This is a genomic window from Enterovibrio gelatinilyticus, from assembly GCF_028683095.1.
GTDB lineage: Bacteria > Pseudomonadota > Gammaproteobacteria > Enterobacterales > Vibrionaceae > Enterovibrio > Enterovibrio gelatinilyticus.
This window is the reverse complement of sequence record NZ_JAJUBC010000008.1, coordinates 145,809-168,506: the sequence shown is the minus strand read 5'-3', so window position 1 is coordinate 168,506 and position 22,698 is coordinate 145,809. Positions and strand designations below refer to the sequence as shown.

The 22,698-nt window shown below is 44.3% G+C and carries 17 protein-coding genes; 12 read left to right on the top strand and 5 right to left on the bottom strand.

What is annotated here, in order from left to right:
* The first annotated feature begins 14 nt into the window (after positions 1-14).
* From LRP50_RS09235 to LRP50_RS09210, 6 genes are all read left to right on the top strand, one after another.
* Positions 15-1,370 (top strand): ABC1 kinase family protein, encoded by a 1,356-nt coding sequence (locus LRP50_RS09235; protein WP_274164169.1) that lies wholly within the window; start codon positions 15-17, stop codon positions 1,368-1,370.
* Between the two features lie 132 nt (positions 1,371-1,502).
* Positions 1,503-2,138, top strand: a complete 636-nt coding sequence (locus tag LRP50_RS09230) for a YdcF family protein (RefSeq protein ID WP_274164168.1) — start codon at positions 1,503-1,505, stop codon at positions 2,136-2,138.
* Positions 2,139-2,181: 43 nt separating this feature from the next.
* Complete coding sequence (locus tag LRP50_RS09225) at positions 2,182-2,382, top strand: hypothetical protein (RefSeq protein WP_274164167.1); 201 nt, start codon at positions 2,182-2,184, stop codon at positions 2,380-2,382.
* Between the two features lie 272 nt (positions 2,383-2,654).
* Positions 2,655-2,786 carry a hypothetical protein gene (locus LRP50_RS09220; RefSeq protein ID WP_274164166.1) on the top strand — a complete coding sequence of 44 codons (132 nt, stop codon included), beginning with the start codon at positions 2,655-2,657 and terminating at the stop codon, positions 2,784-2,786.
* Positions 2,787-2,910: 124 nt separating this feature from the next.
* Positions 2,911-3,231 (top strand): hypothetical protein, encoded by a 321-nt coding sequence (locus LRP50_RS09215; RefSeq protein ID WP_274164165.1) that lies wholly within the window; start codon positions 2,911-2,913, stop codon positions 3,229-3,231.
* A gap of 873 nt (positions 3,232-4,104) precedes the next feature.
* Complete coding sequence (locus LRP50_RS09210) at positions 4,105-4,734, top strand: hypothetical protein (protein WP_274164164.1); 630 nt, start codon at positions 4,105-4,107, stop codon at positions 4,732-4,734.
* 316 nt (positions 4,735-5,050) lie between these two features.
* Here LRP50_RS09210 and LRP50_RS09205 read toward each other — a convergent pair whose 3' ends face one another.
* Positions 5,051-6,625 (bottom strand): calcium-binding protein, encoded by a 1,575-nt coding sequence (locus LRP50_RS09205; RefSeq protein ID WP_274164163.1) that lies wholly within the window; start codon positions 6,623-6,625, stop codon positions 5,051-5,053.
* Between the two features lie 773 nt (positions 6,626-7,398).
* On the opposite strand from LRP50_RS09205, the gene LRP50_RS09200 reads away from it, so the two are divergent.
* Entirely contained in the window at positions 7,399-8,025 is a 627-nt protein-coding gene (locus LRP50_RS09200) for an HD domain-containing protein (RefSeq protein WP_274164162.1), read from the top strand.
* Positions 8,026-8,159: 134 nt separating this feature from the next.
* On the opposite strand, the gene LRP50_RS09195 is transcribed toward LRP50_RS09200, so the two are convergent.
* A complete protein-coding gene (locus LRP50_RS09195; protein ID WP_274164161.1) occupies positions 8,160-10,412 on the bottom strand; it encodes a peptidase U32 family protein in 2,253 nt (750 codons plus the stop codon).
* Positions 10,413-10,591: 179 nt separating this feature from the next.
* Between LRP50_RS09195 and LRP50_RS09190 the strand changes: the two genes are divergently transcribed.
* Both LRP50_RS09190 and LRP50_RS09185 read left to right on the top strand, forming a co-directional pair.
* Positions 10,592-11,251 carry a glutathione S-transferase gene (locus tag LRP50_RS09190; RefSeq protein ID WP_274164160.1) on the top strand — a complete coding sequence of 220 codons (660 nt, stop codon included), beginning with the start codon at positions 10,592-10,594 and terminating at the stop codon, positions 11,249-11,251.
* 262 nt (positions 11,252-11,513) lie between these two features.
* Positions 11,514-12,014: an ABZJ_00895 family protein gene (locus tag LRP50_RS09185; RefSeq protein WP_274164159.1), complete on the top strand. Its 501-nt coding sequence runs from the start codon at positions 11,514-11,516 to the stop codon at positions 12,012-12,014.
* A gap of 338 nt (positions 12,015-12,352) precedes the next feature.
* On the opposite strand, the gene LRP50_RS09180 is transcribed toward LRP50_RS09185, so the two are convergent.
* Entirely contained in the window at positions 12,353-13,387 is a 1,035-nt protein-coding gene (locus tag LRP50_RS09180) for a DMT family transporter (protein ID WP_274164158.1), read from the bottom strand.
* A gap of 149 nt (positions 13,388-13,536) precedes the next feature.
* On the opposite strand from LRP50_RS09180, the gene LRP50_RS09175 reads away from it, so the two are divergent.
* Positions 13,537-13,992: an Lrp/AsnC family transcriptional regulator gene (locus tag LRP50_RS09175; RefSeq protein ID WP_274164157.1), complete on the top strand. Its 456-nt coding sequence runs from the start codon at positions 13,537-13,539 to the stop codon at positions 13,990-13,992.
* Between the two features lie 100 nt (positions 13,993-14,092).
* Here LRP50_RS09175 and LRP50_RS09170 read toward each other — a convergent pair whose 3' ends face one another.
* Positions 14,093-16,915, bottom strand: coding sequence for an SEL1-like repeat protein (locus LRP50_RS09170; protein ID WP_274164156.1), 2,823 nt, complete (start codon positions 16,913-16,915; stop codon positions 14,093-14,095).
* 890 nt (positions 16,916-17,805) lie between these two features.
* Here LRP50_RS09170 and LRP50_RS09165 point away from each other — a divergent pair.
* Positions 17,806-18,621: an alpha/beta fold hydrolase gene (locus tag LRP50_RS09165; RefSeq protein WP_274164155.1), complete on the top strand. Its 816-nt coding sequence runs from the start codon at positions 17,806-17,808 to the stop codon at positions 18,619-18,621.
* 179 nt (positions 18,622-18,800) lie between these two features.
* Here the strand turns inward: LRP50_RS09165 and LRP50_RS09160 are convergent, their stop codons facing one another.
* The gene (locus LRP50_RS09160; RefSeq protein WP_274164154.1) at positions 18,801-21,791 is read right to left on the bottom strand and encodes a methyl-accepting chemotaxis protein; all 2,991 of its coding nucleotides are present in this window, start codon (positions 21,789-21,791) and stop codon (positions 18,801-18,803) included.
* Between the two features lie 359 nt (positions 21,792-22,150).
* Between LRP50_RS09160 and LRP50_RS09155 the strand changes: the two genes are divergently transcribed.
* Entirely contained in the window at positions 22,151-22,567 is a 417-nt protein-coding gene (locus LRP50_RS09155) for a hypothetical protein (RefSeq protein ID WP_274164153.1), read from the top strand.
* The last annotated feature ends 131 nt before the right edge of the window (positions 22,568-22,698 follow it).

Below are 22,698 nucleotides of genomic sequence, written 5' to 3'. Positions count from 1 at the left end.
TCGCCGGAGGCATTGTGGCCGCGTACGATAACGGAAAAGACGGTAAGAAAATCCCGAGCAATAGACTTAGCCGAGTTGGCATGTTTGGTTCGGTTGTCACCAAAGTCGCCACTAACATGGCTACTGAAGGTGCCAAGCAACTCTTATCGGGAAAACGCCCGTCAGCAAAAGATCTTCTGCTCACGCCTAAGAACATCGGCAGTATTACTGATCAACTCGCGCAACTTCGCGGGGCAGCCATGAAAGTCGGCCAACTGCTGAGTATGGACGCTGGAGATGCGCTACCCAAAGAGCTTACGGATATACTTGCCAAGCTAAGATCTGACGCCGCTCCTATGCCTGCAAAACAGTTGGCTTCTGTGTTGGAAACTGAGTGGGGAAAAACCTGGCAAAAGCACTTTATTTCATTCAAGTTTAAACCTATTGCCGCTGCGTCTATCGGACAAGTCCATTTTGCTTACGGTGATGATGCTTCTGAGTTAGCGATTAAAGTGCAATATCCCGGTATCAAAAAAAGCATCAGTAGTGATGTAGACAATGTTGTCACTCTGCTACGTTTGACTGGCTTAGTACCAAAAGAAGTTGATTACAAAAGCTTGCTAGATGAAGCAAAAAAGCAGCTTCATGATGAAGCCAATTATGAGCTTGAAGCGGAAATGGCTGATGCGTTTTATCAGCTACTCAACGATGACAATCGGTTCATCGTGCCCAGAGTTTTTAAATCACTCACTACTTCCTCAATTTTGACCATGAGCTTTGAGCAAGGAGATCCGATCGAGAACTTGCAAGATTTACCACAAGTGGCTCGTAACCATTTGGTGAGGAACCTGTTTGAGCTTCTGTTCAAAGAAGCGTTTCAATTTAAATTGGTCCAGACAGACCCCAATTTTGCCAATTATTTGTATCAACAAGAGAGCGGGAAAATCGTGTTGCTCGATTTTGGCGCAACAAGACGGTATAGCGATCATATCAGCGAGGGCTATCAAAAGCTGCTGACCAGCGCCCTGAACAACGACAAAGACGGCGTATCAGAGTCAATGGCCCAAATTGGATTTTTCAGTGACCATATCTTCCCAGAACAAAAAGCCGCGGTGGTGAACATGGTGATGACCGCGTGCGAGCCAATCCAATATGATGGCGACTACGATTTTGGCAATACTGATCTCGGTAGTCGAATTCATGCAGCAGGGATGGCATTGAGTATGGAACAAGGTTACTGGCACACCCCGCCAGCTGATGCCTTGTTTCTACACAGAAAAATTGGCGGTTTGTTTTTGCTTGCAGCGCGACTTAACGCCAAGGTGAATTTGCGAGAAGCCTTTGAACCGTTTAAATGGAAAGCAACGTCAACGTGCAAGCGCGCAGGTTAGGTGCGAAAGCAACCAAGTACTTAAAATTACAGGCTTAGGGTCAAACTTTTGGTCACCCTCTTTTGAAAAAGAGGGTGGGGAGGAGTAAAAGCGAAGTAACGTTTATCCAAGTTAATACCAAGGACAGCCCGTATGCCAAGCCGCATTTACAAACACCTCGAAACCCTTTGGGATTTTCACCAACTTGGTCACGCCCCACAGCCTTCTGATTGCATCTTCATTCTTTGCAGTAACGACGTGCGCGTCGCTGAATATGCTGCTGCGCTATATCGACAAGGTTTTGCCCCTTATGTGATGATATCCGGTGGTTTTGGACGATTCACACAAGGTCAATTTGTAAAAACCGAAGCGGAGACCTTTGCCGATGTCCTTCTCGATGAAGGCGTGCCAGAGTCTGCAATTCTTTTGGAAACCAAGGCCACCAACACGGGTGAAAATGTCACCTTTGGTTATCAAATCATGCGAGAGAAAGGGCTCGATTTCAAAAAGCTACTTTTGGTGCAAAAGCCATTCATGGAGCGCCGCGCATATGCCACGTTCATCAAACAATGGCCGGGTGAGTGGGAGTCAGTGTTGGTGACATCGCCACCGATTTCACTAGTGGAATACCCAACCGAAGACATCCCGTTTGATATGGTGGCAGAGGCCACGGTATCTGATTTCGAGCGGGTACGTGATTACCCAACGCAAGGCTTTCAGATCGAACAAAGCATTCCTGCTCATGTTACCGCGGCATATGACGAAATCAAAAAGCAGGGGTTATGGTGAATCTTGCGGGGAATACTCTGTGGTATCCACATAAACATACGCTATGAACTCTATCGAATATGAGAAAATTTGCGAGCAGGCGAATGTTCAATCTGCAAGCTTCTTAAGGGACACGTTGTTGGCCCTTAAGAAAGTGGGAGCGAAAGAAGCAGGCTTAATCGAAGTCATCCTTCGTTCTGTACCTATTCCTTTTCCAGAGAAGCACAGTCACAAATCAGAGCGCTTTTATACCCAAACAACCTGAAGATGCTCGATTTCAGAGGCCATCAGTGTGTTCAATTCAAGGCAAATTCTTGTAGGAATAGTTTTTTATTTCACGGGAATTTAACGATGAAGTGGGCGCACTGAGAGCCTCCCTTCGGGCGAGTTTACTGACGCCATGCTCGGTGTTATCCCTTTTTGAGGGAGATCACTACATCGGCAAAGGGACGCCTTGATCATAACGTCAGTAAACCTCGCTGAATCCTGCATCTTCAGGTTGCTTGGGTATATATATTAGGTCTGACTGAGTTTGAAGTGGAGAAAATCATCGATATATTATTTGAACTTGAGGCATCATCTGTTCAAATTGATGGTGTTGCTACCACAGAAACTTATGAGTATGTTGATTTGGTTAACACTTGGAGTGAAATGACTGGAAAAATATAATCATTCGGGAAAGATGTGGTTTGACTTCTTTAATATGAGCTTGGGTTAGTATTACACCCGCTGGCTTGGGAGTATATAACGCTAAGTTGATATTTAATTTCTCCATCTATATGTTTGGGTTCTCATGAAAGATTACCAAGAAAAGTTAGAAATATTTAAACAAGAGTATGTTAAGTATTTGCATTCCGACTTTGTATCGGAGGCGGAGGATACGGATGAAAATGTTCGAATAAAATCGGGAGTGCTCAATTTACTGACGGTCGTTAAAAAACATGAGAGCTATGAAAGCTACAAATCGTTCAAGGATTCAGTGGTGAACTACTTGTGTGAAATTTCAGGTTGTTCTGAAGACTTAGCCATTCTCGAAGATCATTGCCCTGAGGTGTTATCGCCAGATGATATTGAATATATTATTCAATATTCCGCTTTATCAAGGTGGTTTTAACATTAAATAAAGTCTTAATCGTGTTGGCTTCGTCTCTCTCCAGAATGTCATGAGTACTAAGTCGTGAATGTCAGAGAGTATATCTGCTTCTATGAGTGGTGAGACGCTGATTTTCCATACTATTTTCAGGGTATATCACGTATCGATCATTTCTTGTGTTGTAATATGCTTTTTATTTTGATTTATTAGAGTAAAAAGTCTAGGAAATACTGTCTAATTTTTTAGAGAAAATTGTTAGGGTGTTCGCTTGAGTGAGACATTACACAATGTGAAATTATGGCACCATGCATGCACCTAATAGATGAATACTATGAATGAAATAGTTAAATCAGGACTGATTGTTATTGTATTTTCGTCTTTGCAAGTGAATGAAAAGGTTTTGGTGGGGAATGTGTTTTTCCTGATATTGAGAGTTTATTAAATTTCGACTTCAATGCTGTTCGAAAAGTGACAATTGGCCATTCTCAACGCCAGAATTGTTTGAGAACCAGCTTCGTGATCTAATTGTTTATTGCTTGGTTACCGTTGTAGAGTATGAAGCTATAACAAATGAAGAATTTGATTCAACCGTTGAACTTTATGAGTGGCTAAATGAGGTTTGGGATAAGGTTATTGGTAAGCCGATTTGACAGACATAACAATTACAAACCATTTGAGCTAACTTCACGGCACTTCAACAGTAGGATGCGATTAGATACACGAAGTGTATTTTTAGTTATTGCTGGATGAGGTGAACAGAGAGAGAATAAACTTGCGTGTCGCACGGCACGAAAATGGGTATTAATGATTGCGGATGGTTTATTTTAAAGAGATGAGCTGTTGAGAAGAATTTTTCGTTGAAGTAAATATATCAGCATCGCAGAAGGAGGCAGAGTGAGCGCTATTAAGGATATTAGTATAAATGAAGTAAAAGTTATGTTAGAAGACACGAACGATCCTATTGCAAATAAAATAAGCTGGAATCCCGTCAAGCGCGGCGGCGCTAACTTTCAAATCCATAAAATGGTTGAAAGAGGTCTAAAGATTGTTGTTAGACGTACCTTTAGAGCACTAGTGTTTTATTCTGCATTCATGATTCCCGGCTTAGGATTGCTCTTGTACATCAGTCCTATTATGTATCAGCAAGGTGCGGATGCCGCAGGTACAATATCGCTAGTGATTGGTATAACATTTACTGTATCTAGCTTTTTTATGTGGGCGAGGAACCAAGGGATGACCTTTGATAAAGCGTCAGGCACTTATTTCAAAGGTAAACGCTATGATTCATTGATAAAAGACAAACCAACTAGCCAAGGAAAGCTGAGCGATATTTATGCGTTGCAGATAATAAGCGAGAGCGTACGCTCTGATAATGGCTCTTTCCAAAGTTATGAGCTGAATTTAGTCTTTCGTGATGGAGAGCGTGCGAATGTCATGGAGCACAGTAAAAGCTCAGCTCTCGATAAGTCTGCTAAAAAATTAGCAGGTTACCTCAACGTGCCTGTTTGGAAGGCAAAATACTAGGACATGTTGATCTTTGTTGTATCGAGAAAGATCTGAATATCGTGCCTCGTTCAATACATTTGTTGGGGTGTGGTTTTTGGCGAAACACATTGCATAAAAGAGTACGGTGTACGTCCTTCTCATTGTTTAGTGAATAGATGTTTTGATATTGATTGCCTAACAATTGTCGAACATTGTGGTCTCAAGTTTGAACTCGACATTAAATGTTATTTGAGTACCTTAACAGTTTTCCGCCTTATGCAATCATGACAAAAACGACCCTCAAACAAAGGGCCGTTTTTATTTTTCTAGTAAAGCTTAAATCAAACGTTGTTGATTAAACGATATCGATACCAGATTGCGTCACATGTTCAGCATCGGTCCAGACAGTAATTTGAGCACTACTATCTGAGTCTTTAGTAAAAACGTACGCTTGTAGGTCGGCGGCTTCAACTGACGTTAACCCCATTTGTAGCAGCATCTCTGGAGAAATATCTGCGTTGGAGGTGCCTGCTGCATCATAACTCCAGTTTGTACCTACAAGGTTGAGTGTGTCGTCACCTTCTCCCAAATAAGCAACAAAGCCATCCCAATTGCTACGATCGATATCGTCTGATTGTGCAAAGATAGCATGTTCTTTAACGGTAACGGTTTGATCTCCCGCGTCACCAATGACGGCTTCAACACCAGAAATGACATTGCCCTTGATGCTGGCGTCTGATTGATATGCTTCACCCGTAAAATCGGCATGAACATCACCATTCACTTTGAGAATGTCAAAGCTGGTTGTCGCAGCGTAAACCTTCGTGTTGACTTCACGGCCAGTTGAACTGGTAGATGTGCTGCCATCGAAGTCATTCACATCGAAAATAAGCGTATCGCTACCAATTCCGCCACGATAACTGTCAACGCCTGCGCCACCATCGAGTGTGTTGTTGTGTCCGTTACCAGCAAACAGATAATCGTTACCTTCCCCCCCCAGCAACGTATTGCTGCCAGTACTGCCGAACAACTTGTCATCGCCAGCACCACCCTCTAAGGTGTCATTTCCGGCTTTGCCGTGCAAAATATCATTACCATCTCCGCCATCTAAGGTGTCATTACCAAGACCTCCTCGAAGGTCGTCGTTACCTGCATCACCACTTAGTTGGTCGTCACCACGTCCGCCGAAGATAAGGTCATTTCCTTCGCCACCGGAAATTGTGTCTTCGCCAAGCCCACCATAGACAATGTCATCACCACCTTCAGCTGAAATCGTGTCGTCATCAGGTTGGTTTGGAAGGAATTGATTGACGTAAATATCAAACGTTGTATCAACGAAATCGCCACTGCCTAGATTCCAGCGGTCATCCCAGATACTGGTATCGCCATCGATTAGCTCATGGTCTTGTCCATCGCCATTTTCGTTTGCTTGAGAAACGTAAACGATCGATTCAATCGCACCTTGAGCAACAATGGGAACCTGGCCAGAAATATCTAAGGTGACTTCGCCATCAAGGAAGCCCTGTGAGGCGCCATCGGGAATAAGGAACAGACTCAGAGACGTTGCACCTTCAGTATCTACTTCATAGTCATTGGCGCTGGTAGCGGTTTGTGCATTAGAAGCCATGACTTCAGCTTTGAGAATGTTTCCGCTGCTATCGAGGAGAAAATATCCGATAGAGTTATTGAATTCAGTGTCGTTAGTGAAATTCGATAGGCTGATGTTGAATGTGTCGCCGTTGCTTACATCATATGTGCCATCAGTGTTTCTTGAGCTTGGTGAGGCGCCGTTGGCTAACTCCCCCCCAATAATGACATCATTGCCATCACCACCATTGAGAACATCATTACCCGCTAAACCATAAATGGTGTCGTCGGTAGAGGTGCCATTTAGTGTATCGTTTTGGTCGGTACCAATAATAGAAGCCATTTTTCATTGCCCTGTTTATAGATAGAGTCGAAGCTCTGCAACTGACATTCATTAAAATTCCCAACACCTTTTATGTTCGTCACCACGATGAGATCGTGATGCGATTATTCGCCTTGTGGCCGCTGTCTTATGTTGTGCTGAGTGAGAATGTACTGAGAAGACCGACGACATTCTGGTCAAGTACATAGGCAGAATGTAAATGTACAAATTTCTATGACAAGGGATAGGCTGTTAATTAAGTGGAATATGGAAAATAGTCTGATTTAAGTGTGAGCATATTCTTCTTAAAGTATGTAGTACGGTTTAATGTAAGTGCCAATAAAGAGGGGGAGAGACAATATGTTAAAGTGGCTCACTTGCTTGTTAACCGCCACTATTCTCCTTGTTTGAGAGCCAAGAAAACCAGAGCTTGGTGTGTATGGAGTTCAAGGTTGTCCCATGTTGGCTTTATGGGTTGTATGAAAAACTGATGATAAATTGCACGGTTAACTGTGCATTAAATTGTGATCGAGAATGTTGTTGGTGAGGAGAATCTAGGCACTCTTCATCCTCTCGTTAACGAGCAATATGTTCATGAGGAATCTTATGCTTGTCGGTATCAGCGTGCGGTATTACACAGTGGTCTCGTCTTTGGCGAATGGTGGTGTGCTATTTTTGACCTGTTTCTTGTAACGTTCGCTTATGGTGAGTTTGCGATTTTTAGATGTGGAATGCGTTATGGTTAAACGCATAATTTATAGGCTTTCACTATTTTGATACGCGTAGAGTTAATGATGCTAGAGAAGTTTGAACCGTTGTTTTTGGATTTTATTAAGCGTGAAATGCAGCAAGACTTAGCCCATGATTTGAATCATGTTCTTAGAGTCGTAAAGGTAGCAAAATCGCTATGCCATGAAGAAGGCGCGAAGCTTGAAGTGGTTGTTCCTGCGGCTTATTTGCATGATTGTTTTTCTTTTCCTAAAAATCATCCAGAGAGGGCTACAAGCTCTTTGTTGGCAGCACAAAAAGCTCAGGAATTTCTAGAGGGTCTGGCATATCCTTCAGAGTATTTTCCTGAAATCAGCCATGCAATTGTTGCTCACAGCTTTAGTGCCAAGGTGAAGCCGAAAAGCTTAGAAGCGAAAATTGTGCAGGATGCCGATAGGTTGGATGCCATTGGTGCAATTGGGGTTGCGAGGTGCTTGCAAGTGGGTACCGCACTGGGTGTTGGGCTATATAATGCCTTTGACCCATTTGCCCAAGAAAGAGAGTGGGACGATCGACAATATTGTGTCGATCACTTCTACATCAAATTACTCAAACTGGCAGATACCATGAACACAGCGTCGGCAAAAGCAGAGGCAGATAAACGAACCGTGTTTATGAAAAACTTTTTGACGCAGCTTGGCACTGAAATATAAAAAAGGTGTTGGATTTAGCGCCGAGGAGGCAACTGATTCCGAGGCGATCCATCAGAAACAAAAAAGCCGCGATTCATCATCGCGGCTTTGTGTTTTCTTCACTAAAGCATCTTAACAAGGTTAGTTAGTCAGTTTTACAAACCTTGTTGATACTGATCGTTAGTGTTGATTGGCACCATGGTAAATAGAGCGTCTTGGACACTCACATCACCGTTAACCAGTTTTTCAAAATGCTTAACGAGCTCAATTTTATCTGCTTGCTCTTTCGAGCCGCTACCGATGTTAGTCAAATCAATAAAGAACTCGTCAAATAGGCCTGATAGATCTTTCACGGCATCCATGTTCAAGAACTGCTCGTGATTGTAGATGCTCGGGTAGCCGCCTTTTTGCTTATCAACGGCGAAGGAAATGCCTTTCACATTGGTAATGGTCGTGGCTTTTTCACATCGCAACATACAACCTGCTTCGATAGCCGGTTTGTTACAACCTACCGTTTGCTGGAAGAAGCACTGGCGACTCGTCATCATCAAAATTGGGTGATATATGCTGTACGCCAATTTGAAGTTTTCAGGGCGACGGATTTGTTTCATCTGTACTTTGTTTATCTCGTTTGAAATAAACGCACCCGCACAGTTCAATGACTCTTTCAGGGTCACTAGAGCGTGTGAGTTAGTGGTGTTGAGGAATGGGCCCGCAATCCATTCAATGCCCATTTCAAACGCTTTATAAGCAATGCCCGTGTTGTTGGTCACGATGCGCGCCGGTTTGACCTCTTCGAGGACTTTTACCGCTTCATCGTAATCTTTACCGATAAGAACCGCAGGGAACCAAGGGATCAAACGTGGGTTATCTAAGAAGATATTGATGTATTTTCTATCACGCTTCTTAAAGCTCTCTGGCAACTTAAAGTAGATGTCGGCGTCTGTGACATCGCATACGTTTAAATCAGCAGTGTCAGCGATAAGCATTGATAGTTTTGGTTTCTCTTCAACTTTCGCGTATTGAGGAAAAGCAGGCACTTCTACGTGCTTAATGACATCTCGAGAGCCATTTAATAGGAAAGCGATGCGATCTTTCATTTCCGTGATTTCACGGAAGGGAACCACTAAGTTTTCTGCTAACTCGGAGAAGTCGTAACCGAGTAATTCGTAGTTAGGGTTGATCACGCCTTTGAAGCGTTTTTCGAGCTCCTCTGAAGTGATCGCTTTTTCATCAGCTGCTCTCAATAGGGAAGTTGATTGCACAGAAAATGTATCGTGCACGTTGTCAGTGGGCGTGACGACAACAACGAAAGGTTCACCCAACGACGCTTTGAACGCAATGTTCACTGCAATCTTATCAATGCTCAGTGTTGCTACTTTCTCTCGCAGCGTCGCGCCAATAGCATTTTTGTCGTTATAAAGGTCTGTTCTGACATCTTGAATTTGCACCACATCAATCGCATTTCTCTTTTCAACGGCGTAATTCACGCTGTTGTCGCGAGGGTTATCGATAAACATGTCTCTGGTCAGGTTACCTTTCAAAAACTTGTTGGTTAAACCACGGTTGAATACTTTATGGAGATTGGAGTCATCTTCATAGAGGTCGCCGGTTTCAACAAACTGATTAATGTTTTTGCGCCAGTTCTCCACCACGGTATAGACGTAGTGAGCACCTTTAATGCGGCCTTCAATCTTTAAGGAATCGACTTGAGCGTCAACCAATTCTGGAAGGTCAAAATATGCAGAGTTATCTTTCAAATTTAGCGGATACTTAGTGCCGACATTGGTCACTTCGTATTCATCGCGACACGCTTGGCTGCAACGGCCTCGGTTTCCGGAGTTACCGACACTAACAGAACTTGAGTAACACTGACCGGAGAATGCGATACACAGCGAGCCGTGAACAAACACTTCAGTGAGCATGTCATGTTCATGTGCTACGGCTGTCATCTCTTTGATTTCATCTATGTTCAGTTCGCGAGATAAGTTAACGCGTGATGCGCCTATTTGGGATAGGAATTTAAGCTGACCTTCGTTGTGCGTAGTTAACTGAGTAGAGGCATGAACATCTAACGTGGGGAAATGCTTTTTGATCAGGTTAAATACACCTAAATCTTGAACAATGATGCCATCAAGTGTCGTATTCACAAGTTGATTGAGCAATTTCACTAATGAACGGATTTCGTGCTCAAGAATCACTACGTTTAAGGTCAGAAAGACTTCACAACCATACTCGTGAGCGAGTCGTAGAACGCCGTTTAACTCATCAAATGAAAGATTGGATGCACGGTTACGGGCGTTAAAAATATCTAAGCCACAGTAAACGGCATTTGCCCCAGCTACGATGGCTGCTTTGATCGCTTCTACATCACCACCAGGTGCCAATAATTCAATTTTTCTACTCATTGTGAAACTGCTCGCTTCGATTCTTGTTGATCATTTTTTCGAGCAGGCATTCTACTCGCCTCACGCTTTCATTGCCACTCATTAGGGTTTTGTTGATTCAGATCATATATGAATTGGGGTGAATCCCATTTTTTCTTCAGTTATTATGGGTTTATTCGTTCATTGTTAAGCTAGTCATTATGACCGTGCCTATTCTGTATTCACTGAGACAATGCCCGTATGCGATGCGCAGCCGACTTGCCATTTTGCACGCGGGACAAGCCGTGATTTTGCGTGATATCGATATGAACAATAAGCCAGATGACATGCTAGCTATCTCGCCAAAAGGGACGGTTCCCGTGTTAGACCTTGGTGATGGAACCGTGATAGATGAAAGCCTTGATGTGATGATATGGGCGTTGACCCAATCTGATCCAAATAACCTGCTGTATTCTCATGACAGTGAACAGCTACCCGCTATGCGTGAGTTGATTCAACGCCACGACGTTGAGTTTGTTGGTGCATTGCAAAGGTACCGCGCGGCTTCTCGTTATCATGATAATAACAAAACAGAGTGTCGTGATAAGTGCTGTGAGTGGTTGGCGCCCATCGAGCAAAAACTTTCTGAGCATGCCTACATCATGGGAGAGCAGCCCAGCTTAGTTGATTACGCTATGTTGCCATTTATTCGCCAATTTTCGCGCGTGGATAAACGGTGGTACGCGCAAGCACCGTTCCCTCGTTTACGAGCGTGGTTAATCAATCACTACAATGACCCAACCTTCTCGAAGGTGATGGTTAGTCACCCCAAATGGAAAAAGAATGATGAGCCTATTTTGTTTGGTGGCCATCCGAATTGAAAAGAGGTGCACTGAACCGTCCGTTTATTCTCTCTTATTTGGACCCTAACGCCCTTGCTGACCAAGCGCTAAATTCCACGTCGAAACGGTTGCAACGCCTCACTCAATGCTTGAATTCCCTCGAAAACGATACTGCCACTTGTCGTGTTCCTATAAATGAGTCTCTTATCGCCGGTAAGCAGTGATTTAATATGTTGAGTATTCAATCATCATAACAATGACATACCACCGTCAGATAACATGGCTATATAAGGACGTTTCCATGACAGCAAGTGAACACACAGCAAACATTCAAAACAACACAAAAGAGCCCAAGCTTTGGCAAGTCTCTCTCGCCTTATGCCTTATCTCTGTGTTGCTGGGGGTCGCCATTTTGTTCATCGAGGAGATCTTGGGCGTAGTCATGCCAAACTCCGGTGTGCTTTCGACAGTGATTCCGACCATGTTGACAGGCTTTTATTTTGGTCATAAAAACGAAGTTTTGATGGTTTCCAGAACGCGCTGGCTTGCTGTGATGGTTTGGACGGGTGCGAGCTTGTTATATGTTGCCGGAATAATGCGGTTTTATGAGTTTACATTGGCGGATCTGACCGCTGAGTTCGGCAGTGTGTTCTTGTGGATCGGTTTTGCTTTCCTTTTGATCATGACAGTTGTGAGTTATTTCATGATCAAATCCGGTGAGAAAATGGGCATCAAGAATCGGGTGAAAGTGAGGGAAAAGCAGCTTGCTAAACAGCAAGCGAAAGAGAAGCAGAGCGTTTAACTCATTCAACACCGTAGTATTTTAATGTAGACATGGAAACCCTGAGTGCGGGTGGCATCACGTTATCGAGGTGCTTTTTAAATCAGGGAATCCGTGTTGTTCGATAGCGGCTTTATTTGGAATTTGAGTGAGGTCCGGTGAAATAAAGCGCAGCCGAGTTTCGTTCGAAAACAACTCTTCATTTGTGTAATGCGTCAGCATGATTTCTTTGTCGAGCATGCAACGGTTAGCATTGAAAGTACCCGTCTTAGTGTTTTAATCCATCATCAACCCTAAATCCTAAACCTAAAGGCAGGTCAAACGCATTTTGGAATAATTTTGGCATCTCGGCTGTGCCGTTAGCCACATTGTTTCTGATGCGAGGGAGGCTGGTAGCGCATTGATGCATCTTGCTTCAAGAAGATGTTACTCGCGACCACACTTCCCAAGCACACGAAGATTAGCGCGACGGCTGTCATTATGTCTGGTTGTTCACCGAAGATAGGAATAGCGAGCAGCGTGGCAACCACAGGTGTTGCACTGCCAAACGCCGCACTTCTCTCAGCCCCCAAGCGCTTTACCGCGTATAAATAGGTACACGATGCAATAATCCCAGCACCTACTCCCTGTAAAAAGGTATGACTAAGTACCGCTTTCCAGGGCCAATTCACCATCGGCGTATCGTTCAATACGCTGGGCAGCCAGCCAACCCAAATAGCGACAACGAGCACCAAGCAAGAAAGGATGGCCAATATCCCTGAACACGCGAGCGCATTTAGGTTAGCGACACGTGCACAAATAGTAAACGTTGCCCACATTGCACTACCCACCAGAAACAAAATGTGCCCTTTTGATTGAACCCAATCGTAGTTCTCGCCGATGCTGGTTGCCAGAAACAATGCAGTTCCAATAGCAATGGCGATGAGTCCAGCTACGCGATGAGCACTTAGCGGTTGCCTAAACACCACCACGGCAATTGCGGTCACAAACAGCGGTAATGTACCTGGTACGAGGGCGCTACCATGAGAAACGGGCACATACTGCATCGCTGAACTTGCCACGAGCAAATAGGGCAGACCGCTGCCAACAAACATACAGAGTAAATACTTAAACGGAATAGCTGCAATCTCGTAACGCGCTTTATAGACAAAAGGGGAAAGGAGTACCGCAGGCACAAGGAATCGCATTAAGGCGAGATCTGCTGGAAGAAAATCAGCATTCGCACCCCCTTTCAGTGATAGAAAAAAACCCGCCCAAAGCAGCAAGGTGATAGACATAGCAAGGTAGCCAGTGACTCGGCGTTTTGATGATTGGCGGGCACTTGGTATGGCGTGAGTCGATGCTGGAGAATCCGCTAGTGTCGGGTTCGCTGATAAGGGCTGTTCTGCTGACATGAATGGGTCCATTCCTTCTCATTATCTGAAGGGACTATTATCTGGCAACCCTTTGGGTGTTTGGAGGCAATCTTGCGCTTGTTATCAGTATGTATTGATGGAATCCGCTATTATTATCTTAATTATTAATGGAAATCGGCGCGTGGGAAATGGATCGTATTGATAAGCAGCTGTTGGACTTGATGCAGAAAGATGCTCGTTTAACAACGGCAGAGTTAGCGGATTTGGTAGGCCTGTCAGCGTCACCGTGTGCGCGACGTATTAAGCGCCTTGAGAAAGATAACATTGTTGCGGGTTACCATGCCTCACTGTCTCGCGACAAAATTGGCATTGCCATGACCATGTTTGTTGAAGTGAGTTTGAACAACCATCAAGTCACGTCTGTGGATGACTTTGAGCAAGCAATAGGAGATATGCCGGAAGTGGTGAGTTGCCACGTGGTATCCGGCACATACGATTATTTGCTGGAGGTGGTCGCCAAAGATTTGATTGGCTACGAGCAATTTACTCGCAAGCTACAATGCCTACAGAATGTGAAAGACATACATACCCAGTTAGCGATAAGGAAAGTGAAAGACCGCGGCATCTTGCCCATTTATGTTTAATGGCAGCAATATGGTGCCAACGCGTTTGTCGTCTATTTGGCACCATATTTGGTCATTGCAATACGAAACGGACAAGACTTCTTTTTGATAAAAGCCAGCGTCATTTTATATCGGGTTCAAGTAAAGCCTGCAAGTGCTCATTCGCTTTTTGATATCCTTGCTCAGCGGCCAGTTGATACCAATATATGGCTTGGTCCATATCTTGCTCTACGTGAAGGCCTGAATCATAAAATCGGCCTAAAATGTACTGGCCTGCTTCACTACCTTGGTTTGCGGCTTCGTGTGCGCAAGCAAACGCTTTTTCATTATCTTGCTCTGTGCCAATGCCTTGCAAATAGCACTTAATGAGCGCTAGATGAGCGTCCACATAATTATTTTGAGAACTGGTTAAAAACCATTGATAGCTTTTTGATTCATCCTGATCACAGTGCTCACCATCCTCAAAATAACAGCCTAAAAGAAATTGTGCTCTGGCGTTGCCATTGGAGGCTGCGAGCTCTATCCATGAAAACCCAGCCTCAGGGTCAAATGCATCACATTCTGAATCGAGCAGAAGCTCCCCTAGTGTGATTTGCGCAGGCAAATGGTCGTTTTCCGCAGAGGTTTTTAGCCATCGAATCGCCAAATCAAGATCATATGCTGGCGTTTCATCATCTAAGTATTCAAGTGCTAGTCTGAGTTGAGCTTTGGCGAAGCCATGGTTTGCAGAAAGTGTCAGCCATTTACTCCCCAAATCAGGGTTGGCAACGTGCTCTTCATCTAGATACAGGCAAGCGAGTTTAAACTGGGCTTCCATATCATCTTGTTTTGCAGCCTTCGAAAACCAATGTATAGCTTGTTCAAGATTAGCTTCGACATTTGAACCGTTATGATACGCGATGCCTAAGTTAAATTGACTATCAATATCGCCTAAATCAGCGGCTAATTTGCACCAATATAATTCCAATTGAGGATCGCGAAGTTGTTCATCATCACGATAGATTTGCACTAACATGAGCTGCGATTTTAAGTTGCCTTGCTTTGCGGATTTTTCATACCAATGCACGGCTTGATGTATATCTTGATCAATAACATCGCCATTATAATAGCAATGACCTAAGTTACGTTGTGCGTGTTGATATTCTTTCTCTGCAGCATATTGAATCAATGTTAATGCTCGCTCGGGGTCTTTGGTGAGCCCATCACCATTGAGCAGAATCACCCCCAGTCGGTTGTAGGACCATAAGTCACCGGACTCGACCGCTTTAGGAAGCAAACTGTTGGATGTCTCGATATCATCTAGATCATGAAAATATAACTTAGCCAAGTCTGCAGCCGCGGGTAAATGGCCTTGATCTAAAGCGAATTGATACCAATGTTTCGCTTTTTCTAGATTTTTTTCACCGCCTAGGCCTGTTTCGAAAGCGTTACCTAGATTGCATGCAGCAATTGAGTTGCCAAGCTCCGCCGCCTGCTGGAATAAAGCACGCCCCTTGGTGGTATCTTGTTCGACACCTGAACCGTTTCGATAGAGTACACCAAGGTTATTGAGTGCAGATTTGCATTCTTGGTCAGCGGCTAATTGATACCAATGTGCAGCCGATAGGTGGTCTTTCTCTGCATCATCGCGATTTGCGAAATAAAATCCTAGTGCATATTGTGCACTTCTATTGCCTTGCTTGGCTGATTCGGTCCACCAAAATAGGGCGGCTTCGTCATGGTCTTCGCTGTCGGGCTGACTAGAATAGAACTGCGCCAGGCTATATTGACCTTCAGGGTACCCTTGCTCTGCGGAGCGTCGTAACCACAAATGAGCCAAATAGCTACTAGCTTCAACGCCTTTACCCTCTAAGTAGGCACAACCTAGATTGTGCTGTGCCCAACTATTCCCTTGTTTGGCGGATAGGCGATACCAGTGTGTTGCTTGCTCATCACTCTGAGCTAACCCTAGGCCTCTGCTAAAGTTCAAACCGAGATTAAATTGCCCCCAGCTGTGACCCATCTCAGCTGCTTTCAAATACCACTCGCAGGCTATCGTTTCATTAACATCAATACCTATTCCTTGGCTGTAGGTATACCCAATATGAAATATCGCGTTAATATGGTTTTGACTGGCAGCTTTATGAAGCCATTCAAGCGCCTGGTGGGTGTTTTGCTCGACACCAATGCCCTGACGGTAATAAAGGCCAAGTTGTAACATGAACTCGAGATGGTTTTCATTTGCAAGTCGTCGGATTATTTCGAAGGCATACGGTTCGTTTTCTTCAACACCAATTCCGTAGGCATAGCAATCGGCTAAGGCCAATAAGCCATCTTCATCATCTAATTTCGCAGCTTGTTCATACCAATAGAACGCCTTTTCTAAAGATTCTTCTACGCCCAATCCATAGCGATAGATAGTGGCCAATCTCATCATTGAAGGGCAATAAGATTGATTTATTGCGCAATCAAACCAATATAATGCTTCATCAATATTTTGATCACACCCTAGGCCATGCTCATAACATCTTGCCAATGAATCTTGTGCATACGCATCGCCTTGCAATGCTGCTTTGCAAAACCACTTTGAAGCCTCTGCTTCGTCTACTTCAACACCTAGGCCTCTCATGATCAAATAGCCGAGAAAAGCTTGAGCTGCTGGTAGATCTTGATCGGCAGCCTTTCGTGTCCAGAGCAAAACGGTCTGTGGGTTCTTTTCAACACCCTTGCCTTGATGAAACAACTGGCCTAATGCGAATTGAGCGGAAGGGTGATTCTGATTCGCGGATTGCGCATACCAATATGCAGCTAACTCATAGTCTTGTGGTGTTTCTTCTCCTGACTCATAGATATGACCGACGTTAAACTGTGCCTCTGAATCTCCCGCTTGCGCGGCAGGTAAAATATCTTCTAGCAGGTAAAAACTATCAGAATCCATTCGATTAAAACTTGAATCATTGTCCATTAAATACCATCTCAGTAAACCAATGAATATATTTCGTAAGTGGAGTAATCATATTTTTAAGGAATAAAAATAATTAAATAGAAAGCTTATTAGCCATCCAGATGACACTTTGAATGATGTTGTATTCTGGAATGCATATGACCTTATCAACGTGAGTGAAACCATAACATAAACTCATTCAGGCTTACGTTGCGACAATGAGACCTACAGTGGTCAGTTATTTTTTGTTAGACCTGGTTATCACAGGCGTGATTCTTTTTCGCAACGAACAAATAGTGGTTTTGAGTGAAACTACACAATGCTCTATAAGTCACATTCTGTCTGCTCGCATTAATATTCCATCGTTGAGACCACTCTGAATGGGCATGTTCTGGTCGATTGAGTATATTCGAGCCGCGAGGATGCTTTTACAATACTGCTTGAGGCGTCTAAGCCCCCGTTTTCTTGTCTGCTAACCACTCACTGAGTTGTCTTTGAATCATAGAAATTTCATGTTTAATCAAGGGCTATTTTAGTGTCTAGCAGTGACAGATTTATAAGGAATTAGGGCGTTACGTGGTAGAGTTCATGCATGTCTGCAAAATCATAAGTTTGCAGTGATGAACGTTTACTATCTTGGACTTAATGGTTTAAGAGCGACCCCAAAATCTTTATACCGTACATGGTGAAAGGAAGAATTATGGCGTGGGAATTGATGAGCGGTTCATCCCCATGGAGTCTCTCAGACTCAACGCAGACAATTTGCTTAGACAATGAAGCCAGATAAAATGTCGAACTGGTGACGTTCACTTGAACGTGCCAATGTGGGCAATATTGTCAGCGTTGAGGGTGTTTTACCCGCCTACTTCCGGAAGTTTCGGTGTACACGAAATAATTAGCAGGGATATAAAATGCATAAGATTCAGATAAACGGCAGAAACATGTCGTATTTAGATGTGGGTGATGGTCCTGTTGTGTTGTTTGGACACAGCTACTTGTGGGACAGCGCCATGTGGAAACCTCAGATTGACGCTCTGAGTAAGCAATACCGTTGCATTGTGCCTGACCTTTGGGCTCACGGACAATCTGACGCCGCTCCTGATTCAACCACTACGTTAATTGACTATGCCAACGATGTGCTGAGCTTGATGGACTCGCTAGACGTAGAACAATTCGCGCTGGTGGGTTTGTCAGTGGGCGGAATGTGGGGAACAGAATTAGTGCTTAAAGCCCCAACCCGAGTGAACGCATTGGTGTTAATGGATACATTCGTTGGATATGAACCCGAAGTCGCAAAGGCAAAATACGTGGCCATGTTCGATACCATTGAGCAGTTAGAAATGGTGCCTCCGCCAATGATCGATGCCATCACGCCACTGTTTTTTGCTAATGACGCCGAGCAAGAAAACCCTGAACTCGTTGCTGGATTTAAAGAGATGTTATCTGCGCTGTCGGGAGAGAAAGCAAAAGCGATTGTGCAGGTTGGTCGAATGGTGTTTGATCGCCGCGATACCTTTGATGACATTGAAAAGCTCACGTTGCCAACGCTTATTGTGGTTGGTGCAGAAGACAAACCCCGTCCGCCGCTTGAGTCTATGTTATTGCATGATGCGATAGATGGAAGTGAGTTTGTGTTGATCCCAAAAGCTGGGCATATCAGTAACCTTGAACAACCTGAGTTGGTGAACGCAGCTCTGACGCGATTCTTGGCGAAGACGCTCGCTTAAGGGACGATTTTCTCGCTGTCTTCCTAGCAATCAGGCGAGATTGCAAATATACGAGATAGCAAATATGCGAGATAGAAAATAAGCGAAACGTTGTAAAATCATGGTCTAGGCTTCAAAAAAGCACTGAGTGATAGTGAATCACCCAGTGCTTTTTTCGGCCATCAATCACTGTCCCTAGCTCAATACTTAAACCGTCCAATCATGACATTAAGGCTTTCTGCTTGTCCGCTTACGCCGTCCATGTTGTCGTTAATCCGGTGCAGTGTTTGTGCGCTTTGTTGAATGCTATCACCGACACCTTCAACGCCTTGTGAGGCATCATTAACTCTCTCAAACTGCGCTTTGATCGAGATGTTAACGCGGTCGAAGTTAGCACAAACCTCATTGTTTGAGTGGGTGATTTTATTGAGCAAATCGCCGGATAAACTCACTTGTTCGACGCCGAGAACAATGCGTTCATCGGATTCAATAATCAGAGCCGAAATCTCTTTAGCGGCTTCAGCGCTACGCTGAGCTAGGTTGCGCACCTCCGCGGCTACTACAGAAAATCCGCGTCCCTGTTCACCAGCTCGCGCCGCTTCTACGCTGGCATTGAGAGCGAGTAAGTTGGTTTGAAAGGCAATGCCTTCAATCGTACTGATGATTTGTTGCATCTTACGACTCGAGTCCGTTATTGACATCATGGCGGCATCAATTTGTTTAACTAACACTTCACTCTCTTTTGCATGGTCGAGAGCTTTTTGAGAAACCGTGACAGAGACATTGGCATGATCGAGGGCTTCATCAATATTGCTGCGCATGGCTCGCATGAGTGTAGAAACATCCTTGAGGTGCTTCACCTGTGTGTCGATTTGCTGATTGAGTCCTAATACTTCGGCTGAGGTTTCTTCAGATTGGTGCGTGACGGTAGATGCCGTGCCTTGAATTTCATGAACCATGTCTGCCAAACTCATGATGGTTTGGTTAATACCGGATTTGAGTGTTTGGTAGTCACCGTTTACTTCGAGTGAAAAGCTGTCCTTTAGGTTACCTTGCGCTAATTTATCGAGTACTTCTCGGGTGTGAGTGAGAACATGCTCAATGTTTTCTGCTGATTGGTTTACCGACGTGGCCAATTGCAGTAAGTCGCCTGATACGTTGTGTGTATTACAACGTGCTGATAGATTTCCGCTCGATACTTCTTCCATCACTGAAACGATGTTGTTAAACACTGAACCAGTGGTTGTGGAGGCGCCATTGACTGCCACTTTCATTTCGTTCATTTTTCCATGGGCGTTTAGCGCGACGGTTTGGCCAAATTTCCCTTCACTCATGGACGCCATGACGTCGCAGATATTAACGATGATCCCTTCAGTATTGTCGATGGACTGGTTAATAGACTCTTTAAGGGAGGCTAAGTCGCCAGCCGCTGGGGCGGTTATTCTGCGGTTATAGTCACCCACTTCCAATGCCCCCATGACCATTTTTGCGTCGTCAATAAACGCAGCGGTGGTCGCAGCTGAGCTGTTAACCTGATTTTTTAGTGTGGCCAGTTGCCCCTGAGCGTCGACTACCACGCGGCTTTTAAAATCACCCTGTTCGATCTTCGCCATGACGTTTCCAATATCTTTGACGGAGATTTCGATTTTGTGAGCAAACTGATTGATACTTTGTTTCAACACGAGAAGATCGCCCGCCATATCCGTGTCGACACGCTGTGAAAAATCCCCTTGAGACAAACCACTCATGGTGTCCGATATACAACCTACAGCGCCATTGAGTGAGGCAAGCATGGTGTTGAGCGCTTCCGCCGCTTGGCCTGTCTCGTCTTTGCTGTGCACTTCGGCGCGGCTAGAGAAATTCCAATGCTGACGCAGGGAAAGAATAAAGGCAGATAAATCTTGTATGGGCCGAGAGATCCGTAGCCCAAATGTTTTGGCGGTGAATAACACTAAAGAAATCATGATAATGACAACAAAAAGGTAGATGATTTTTAATGTATTCACCGCTGAGAGCGCTTCACTTTCACTTTGCTCTACGACAACGAGCCATTCAATATCGGGTGAAATAGCCACTTTTTGATAGAGTGTAAGTGTCGATTCTCCTTGATAGTTGTCGCCGTGAAGAGCGGCATCAGGCTCTTTTGTTTGGCTGCCGAGTGCGGCATTGATAGAGTCAGTGTCGAGGGTGAGGTTGTTTTTGAAAGAACCGTCTACCGTCAGTGATTCATTATGGAAGGTGTCTGATCGTAAGCGCTTATCTGAGCCAATAATGAAAGATTCTCCGGTCTCCCCAAGCCCATAATCTTTACTCATGACGGCAGAAATTTGATCGGTTGCCAGTTGCACAACGATGACGGAAATGGCGATGCCATTATCATAAACAGGTGCAGCAATAAAACTTGCCGGTGCATTGTAGGAAGGGAAATACTGCTGGTAGTCAACGAATACCGTATCCACGGATTCTCCAGAAGACACTTGATTCCGTACCATTGAAAAGGCCTGGCTTAACCCTGAATCGGCGAAGGGGCCATTGTCTAAGTTCGTCGCGTAATCAATTTCTTTATAGACGGAGTAGACAACATTCGCTGTGGCTATGTCGACCAAAAAAATATCGTAGAAACCAAAGTCATTGGCATAGTTTCTAAAGTCGGAATGAAAACGGCGGTGAGCAAAGTCGTACTCTTGATTCCCCCCTTGGCGCATAAGATCTTTTTCGCCTAATGGGTTTGGATTATTCACGATATAGTTATGTTGAAACGCCAAAGCTTTTGGGCTGAGGTTGTCAGCCACAGCCTCAACATCAGGCAAGTTGTTAGCATGGGACTCAAATTTAGATAGAAAATCTTTTCGATAGAAACGCTGGATGTCGGAAAATTGTTGCGGCAGAGAATCACCATAAAGGGTAAAGGTATTATTGAAGGCAGGGGCTGCGGCCAGTGTCATCGGGCTTTGTGCAATGCTTAGGACAACGCGATGGCTGTTATCAAAGTAGCTCTCAATCGCATCACCTTTTAAATGCGCAATGGCTTGGAGTGCATCACTTTTCTCGGCTTCCATGGAAGCCCAAGAGCTGTATAGGCCAATGGCGGCAGTAATGACGGTGGGCACGAGGCCGATAAGGCAAAGAATGACGGTTAGTTTTTTTATCAGAGCGTAGTTCTCAAATTTCTGCATCCACGTTTCAAGCACAGTTTTATCCGTCCTAGCGTTATTTGTATCAATGTTAAGAGTGTAGGAAGGAATCTGTGTGCTGTGTAGTTTGGCAGGCATGATAGGTTGATGAATTTTAAGTAACATACTTGCTAACATTCTCAGTATCAGACAAGCGTTGCCTAGTGGTATGTTTCCGTTTAGTCTCACTTGAGACCCAAACCGACTGAATATGGTAGCTGCCTTTTGATTGTTCAGGCCGCTTGGGCATTTTGATTGGTGTGACTGCCCGATCCTCGTGCCATTGGAGTTGGAATAGGCATTTGCATGGAAAAAAGGGATTATTTGTGGTGATCTCTTGTTACAAAACGTGGTGTAGACGATTTAAGGAGTGAACATTGGAATTGCGTGAAAAAGTGACCAGCGAAACGGAAAATGTGGCGGTGCTCAACAAGCCATTGTCATTTGTCATTGTGATGGTCGGTGTTGCTTTTGCTGTGTTTAACCTACAACTTGTGTTTGCTGATGAACACGTAAGCGCCTTGAAAGCCTTACTCTTTGGCGTAATGGCGTTTATCGCCATTTTTGTAGTGTTGTTTTGGGCGTTTGATTCAAAGAATACTGTCGTGAATGATGCGTTTATTTCGAAAGGGAAAACAAAAATTCATTGGACGGACGTGACTGACTCTAAGTCGAATGATTTTTCAATAGTGATTACCGCAGGAGAAAAAAAGGTGGTGGTGAACTACTACGCCTATTCTAATCCTGAAGACTTGATGGCGACGATAAAAAAGAATGTGAAACGCTCGCTGTAAGCACAGGAATAAACTTAGGTTCAACCTGTAGATTTATCTAGATTTGAAACCAAGATTTGAAACCAAGATTTGAAACCAAAGTATTAAGCCCTCAGTAGAAAAAGCCCCATGAGAATCTCTCAAGGGGCTTT

What these genes read in the sequence shown, in the direction of transcription:
- LRP50_RS09195 (WP_274164161.1), bottom strand. Translation starts at nt 10,412, where the DNA reads ATGAGTAGAAAAATTGAATTATTGGCACCTGGTGGTGATGTAGAAGCG.
- LRP50_RS09170 (WP_274164156.1), bottom strand. Translation starts at nt 16,915, where the DNA reads ATGGACAATGATTCAAGTTTTAATCGAATGGATTCTGATAGTTTTTAC.
- LRP50_RS09175 (WP_274164157.1), top strand. Translation starts at nt 13,537, where the DNA reads ATGGATCGTATTGATAAGCAGCTGTTGGACTTGATGCAGAAAGATGCT.
- LRP50_RS09225 (WP_274164167.1), top strand. Translation starts at nt 2,182, where the DNA reads ATGAACTCTATCGAATATGAGAAAATTTGCGAGCAGGCGAATGTTCAA.
- LRP50_RS09200 (WP_274164162.1), top strand. Translation starts at nt 7,399, where the DNA reads ATGCTAGAGAAGTTTGAACCGTTGTTTTTGGATTTTATTAAGCGTGAA.
- LRP50_RS09205 (WP_274164163.1), bottom strand. Translation starts at nt 6,625, where the DNA reads ATGGCTTCTATTATTGGTACCGACCAAAACGATACACTAAATGGCACC.
- LRP50_RS09165 (WP_274164155.1), top strand. Translation starts at nt 17,806, where the DNA reads ATGCATAAGATTCAGATAAACGGCAGAAACATGTCGTATTTAGATGTG.
- LRP50_RS09190 (WP_274164160.1), top strand. Translation starts at nt 10,592, where the DNA reads ATGACCGTGCCTATTCTGTATTCACTGAGACAATGCCCGTATGCGATG.
- LRP50_RS09185 (WP_274164159.1), top strand. Translation starts at nt 11,514, where the DNA reads ATGACAGCAAGTGAACACACAGCAAACATTCAAAACAACACAAAAGAG.
- LRP50_RS09230 (WP_274164168.1), top strand. Translation starts at nt 1,503, where the DNA reads ATGCCAAGCCGCATTTACAAACACCTCGAAACCCTTTGGGATTTTCAC.
- LRP50_RS09215 (WP_274164165.1), top strand. Translation starts at nt 2,911, where the DNA reads ATGAAAGATTACCAAGAAAAGTTAGAAATATTTAAACAAGAGTATGTT.
- LRP50_RS09180 (WP_274164158.1), bottom strand. Translation starts at nt 13,387, where the DNA reads ATGTCAGCAGAACAGCCCTTATCAGCGAACCCGACACTAGCGGATTCT.